Origin of the sequence: Xenorhabdus entomophaga (assembly GCF_037996725.1) — a bacterium.
GTDB classification, from domain to species: Bacteria; Pseudomonadota; Gammaproteobacteria; order Enterobacterales; family Enterobacteriaceae; genus Xenorhabdus; species Xenorhabdus khoisanae.
On record NZ_JBBMXH010000183.1, the window covers coordinates 1 to 4,109 of the forward strand.

Consider the following 4,109-nt stretch of genomic DNA (forward strand, 5'->3'; position numbering starts at 1 on the left):
TTTGTTTATGCATATCAGGCTACTATTTCGGGTGTGAGAGCTGTGAAATTTATCACAGTTGACTCCCACCTTTTAATATCTCACCTGTTGCACTTAATATGTTAACTCAGCACCAAGCATATATTTAATAGGTTTTCTATATTAAATATATGCCAACATTATTATTCTTGCGTGTTATGACGATTGTTGACTCGTCTTCTGATGCGCTTTACTGCGATCATCTGCTGTTTATAGTATTTTAGGTGATCTTTCATTTTTAGATTAGCAGAAAAATATCGCCATATATATGGAATATTATTTTTATCACTCACATCAATTGGATCATCAGATGCAACCACACATTTTTTTTCAACATCTTCCGGCCATTGCGGGATTTTACTGGTCTGCATCGCAATATAGCGAGAAACTGATTCTATCAGGTGGTATGGAATAAGTAGTAAATTATATAGCCAATCCCATTTAGAATCAACGCGAAGAATATACTGAAGGCCATATATATGATTTTCTTTTTTTTCAGAAACTGGAGGACATAAAAAAATAGTTTTATGCATTTCATCCAGTACATTTTCTTCCATATAGCAACGAATAAATTCCCAATACCCTGGAATATTAACCTTACTATCATATACTCCCAAACTAAATGTCTGTAATACTGTTTCTTTATCCTCTGCCAGAATATGCCCATCAATTCCCCAACCACCAGGCATACCACGCCGTCCATCATAAAGTGTAAAAAAAATACTGTTCCAAGGAGCTTCTAAAATTTTTCCATTCACTTGATAAACATATATCATCTGTGTTTTTCGGTTAAATCGGATAGGATAGTGGGTTTTTCTGAACCATTCTTTTAAAACAACGCTTGAAGTAGCATATACAGCAAAAGATCCTAAAATAATACAAAACACTATTAAATATTCATCACCAGATTCTAATGGTTCATTTTGTAGAAAATATCTATAAAAATAAGTAATACAAAAACAAATTAGGAATACAAAAAAAACCATAGCCATTAAAAATGATATAAGGCTAGGAAAGCCTTTAAACGTATAATACCTATCGATAGTTTCCAGATACGTTGAATTCATTTTAATCACCGTGTCATCATTACTAACCAATGGGTTGTCAGGATGTGGTTGACCTTGGTAAAGCTGATCTCTTTTTTCTTGCTCCGTCAGCTTGCGATTAAGTGAATAAGGGGTAAATAACCCCTTGTAAATTGACATAGTGTATCTCCTAACTTGTCATAAATATCAAAATAAATATTTTTAAATTATTTTCTCTGAATTTTAAGACGCTTATAAATTATCTTATCTATGCGTCTTGCTACTCTTTTTTTTCTAAGAAGCTTAATACAACTATCTAATTTTTGGTTAGCGAATGTATACCGCTATAGATCCGGGATATTGTTTTTATAACTGACATCAACAGTATCATTAGGAGAAATTAGACAAGCTTTCTCAACTTCTTTTGTCCATTGTGGGATTTTACTTGTCCGCATAGCAATTATTTCTAGATATGTTGAATTCATTTTAATGACAGCATCCCTATCTCTGATAAATTTACTCTCACAATGTTGTTTACCTTGATGAAGTTGATCTGTTTTTTCTTGTTGAGTTAACGGGCGATTAACTGAATAAGAGGTGTATAATTCTGTTAAATATGACATTATATTTTCAATAATAAAAAATAATTTTATTGATGTTACTCCGTAATTAATTAGACATGTATTCAATATAAAAAAACCATCAAATACATGCCAAAAAAAAATGATTAATAATGCTCTCTATAGCGTTTTGCGACTTTCCTTCTTATGCGCCGTAACGCTGTCATTTTTTGCCTATAAGCTTCAATATAATCTTCACGATTGATACATGCGAAAGTATATTCCCATAAATTCAATTTATTACTCTTATAACTTACATCTATAGGATCATTAGGACTAACTTCGCAAGCTTTTTCAACTTCTTCCGGCCATTGTGGAATTTTACTGGTTAGCATGGCGATATAACGGGAGAGATTTTCCAGTAAAATGTATGGAAACCATAATAATCTAATCCATTCCACTTTAGTTGCAAAACGAAATTGATACTGAAGACCGAATAGATAGCCTTCCTTTCTGTCCGCTACCGGGGGGCACATATCAATGGTTTTAGTGAGTTCTTGCAAGACATCTTCCTCCATATAGCAACGGATAAACTCCCAATAACCCGCAAGACCTTCCCAGCTACCGTAATAAGGTAAGCTAAATGTCTTTAACACCGTCACATTATCATTCGCCAAAATATGTCCATCAATACCCAAACCTCTTATGAGACTGTTTTTGCTGACGCCATCATAAGGCGTAAAAAAAATCTTTCCCCAAGGTACAGACAGAATACTTCCATCCACCTGATAAACATAAACCATTTTGTTTCTTCGGTTAAACCGTATAGGGTAATGAGTTTTTCTGAACCATTCTTTTAAGGCGATACTCAAGCAAAGCCATATGATAAAAACAAACATTGCAGCAATTAATGGCCATACCCAAATATCATCAGAATCCCAATGATATTGTTCACATAGAACATAACGTTCAAAAAACATTATACAACTATAACTAAACATCCCAATTATAACTATAGCAAGCATTCCTGTTAATAAGCTGGGAAACCCTTTAGGGGCATAATATCTGTCAACAATCTCCAGATACGTTGAATTCATTTTAATCACCGTATCATCATCACGAATGAGGGGGATTTCAGGGTGTGGTTCCCATTGATGAAGTTGATTGGTCCTTTCTTGTTCGGTTAACGACCGGTTAAGTACATAGGGGTAAATAAACCTGTGTATATTGACATGTAATATCACTCCTGATTTACTACATCTAACATAGTTGCATCTTTTCTCTGCCATTTTGTTTTTCACATTGGGGAAATACACTTTCCCCCTTCAGAAATTTTCTCCACAAGCAGGCTAACAACCATTTCTGCATTTCATTTTGCATAAAGATATAGATAGCAGGTTAAAAAAAAGTATTAAAGTGCATATTGATGACATTATTTTTTCTTGTTGAATTAATGAACGATTGACTGAATAAAGTGTATATATCCCCGTTAAATGTTATTCTATATTTTTACTGATAAAAAATAATTTTATTGATATTATCCCGTAACTAATTAGACATGCACTCAATACAGATAATATATCAAATACATGCCCGACGTTATTATTATTCTTGTGTTCTATGGCGCTTTTCAACTTTCCTTCTGATGCGTCTTACTGCTAATCCTCTCTGTTCATAATACTTAAGATGGTCTTCCTTTTTTAAGCCAGCCAGAACATACCGCCATACATAAGGAATATTATTCTTGTAGCTTACATCTATCGGATCATCAGAGGCAACCTGACACTCTCGTTCAACCTCTTCCGGCCATTGTGGAATTTTACTGGTTTGCATCGCAATATAACGGGAAAATGCTTCCAATATATTGTATGGGAAAAATAGCAATCGCAAGCCCCAATCATATTTTGTGTTAACACGAATACCATATTGAAGACCAAATAGATAACCTTTCCTTTTTTCTGCGATCGGCGGACACAAGAAAATGGTTTCAGTCATCTCATTCAATACATCCTCTTCCATATAGCAACGGATAAACTCCCAATAACCCGGAAGATTTGGTTTAGGTTCAAAAATAGCTAAACAAAATGATCATAAAATAGTTTCATTATCATCGTCCAGAATATGCCCATTAATTCCCCATTTATTCCCTACATTATATGTAAAGAAAATACTGCTCCAGGGTGCAGATAAAACCGTGCCATCAATCTGATAAACGTAAACCATTTGATTTTTCCGGTTAAACCGGATGGGATAATGAGTCTTTCTGAACCACTCTGTCAGAGTAAATTTCATGCTGATAAAGATCATAAGACAAATTATTCCGTTAAGGAACAGTAGAAGATAGATTGTTTCTGAATCTATTGGTTCATTTCTTAAGTTATGAGCTTTAATTGTACCATATAGCAGAATCAACATAACCTGACACATTCGATGTGCTCGGTGAACAACTCATCAACTGAACATCTTTTTTGTCTTCTTATCGCTTTTGCCCCACTCCATTTGTGTT

The 4,109-nt window shown here is 34.1% G+C and carries 5 protein-coding genes; all 5 read right to left on the reverse strand.

The genetic code is table 11. The annotated features are described in order from the left end of the window. Positions 1-161 precede the first annotated feature (161 nt). The 5 genes from AAC854_RS21500 to AAC854_RS21520 all read right to left on the reverse strand — a co-directional run bounded on the left by AAC854_RS21500 (position 162) and on the right by AAC854_RS21520 (position 4,030). On the reverse strand, positions 162-1,223 hold the full coding sequence (locus tag AAC854_RS21500) for a DUF6708 domain-containing protein (protein ID WP_340618876.1): 1,062 nt from the start codon (positions 1,221-1,223) through the stop codon (positions 162-164). A 164-nt stretch (positions 1,224-1,387) separates the two neighbouring features. After that, positions 1,388-1,666: a hypothetical protein gene (locus AAC854_RS21505; RefSeq protein ID WP_340618877.1), complete on the reverse strand. Its 279-nt coding sequence runs from the start codon at positions 1,664-1,666 to the stop codon at positions 1,388-1,390. Between the two features lie 104 nt (positions 1,667-1,770). Next, positions 1,771-2,892, reverse strand: coding sequence for a DUF6708 domain-containing protein (locus tag AAC854_RS21510; RefSeq protein ID WP_340618878.1), 1,122 nt, complete (start codon positions 2,890-2,892; stop codon positions 1,771-1,773). A gap of 316 nt (positions 2,893-3,208) precedes the next feature. After that, a complete protein-coding gene (locus tag AAC854_RS21515; RefSeq protein WP_422824118.1) occupies positions 3,209-3,676 on the reverse strand; it encodes a DUF6708 domain-containing protein in 468 nt (155 codons plus the stop codon). A 15-nt stretch (positions 3,677-3,691) separates the two neighbouring features. Next, a complete protein-coding gene (locus AAC854_RS21520; protein ID WP_340618880.1) occupies positions 3,692-4,030 on the reverse strand; it encodes a DUF6708 domain-containing protein in 339 nt (112 codons plus the stop codon). Between the last annotated feature and the right edge of the window lie 79 nt (positions 4,031-4,109).

Bases quoted from the DNA above. Each gene is read 5' to 3' on its own strand.
- AAC854_RS21500 (WP_340618876.1), bottom strand. From the start codon at position 1,223: ATGTCAATTTACAAGGGGTTATTTACCCCTTATTCACTTAATCGCAAG.
- AAC854_RS21505 (WP_340618877.1), bottom strand. From the start codon at position 1,666: ATGTCATATTTAACAGAATTATACACCTCTTATTCAGTTAATCGCCCG.
- AAC854_RS21510 (WP_340618878.1), bottom strand. From the start codon at position 2,892: ATGGCAGAGAAAAGATGCAACTATGTTAGATGTAGTAAATCAGGAGTG.
- AAC854_RS21520 (WP_340618880.1), bottom strand. From the start codon at position 4,030: ATGTGTCAGGTTATGTTGATTCTGCTATATGGTACAATTAAAGCTCAT.